General features: G+C 53.1%; 1 protein-coding gene. It reads left to right on the forward strand.

All coding sequences use genetic code 11. The features are described 5' to 3' along the window. Positions 1–189 (forward strand): hypothetical protein (locus tag AB3X89_RS40305; RefSeq protein WP_368588068.1); only part of this gene is annotated, 189 nt, incomplete at its 5' end. Between the last annotated feature and the right edge of the window lie 203 nt (positions 190–392).

Here is a 392-nt window from a genome sequence, read left to right on the forward strand (position 1 = left end):
CCTAAACGCGGTCGCAAGCGGCGCTTTGATCCGGCCATCTTCGAGGAGCGCTTCAGAACCATCGAGCGCGTCTTCGCCTGGGAAGACAAGTTTCGCCGTCTGTTGCTGCGCTTCGAACGCATCAGCGCGGTGCACTACGCGTTCAAGACGCTCGCTTATATGATGATCAACCTTCGGCACTATTGCTGAAAATCATCGCAGGACCTACGGCTCCATGGTCGGTTCACCGTGCCATGCATTGCAACCTCCTTTAGGTTCGCATTCCTGATGATAATACGTCGTCGTATGATTTTATAACCATCATTTTTCGCAACGGTCCCGCCCATTTCGCCCACTCATGAATGTCGCGAAAAATCCGTGAGTTGCAAGAGGCCGAAACCCGCAATCTGTTG

It is taken from the genome of Paraburkholderia sp. BR14320 (assembly GCF_040948665.1).
In the GTDB taxonomy this organism is placed as follows: domain Bacteria; phylum Pseudomonadota; class Gammaproteobacteria; order Burkholderiales; family Burkholderiaceae; genus Paraburkholderia; species Paraburkholderia youngii.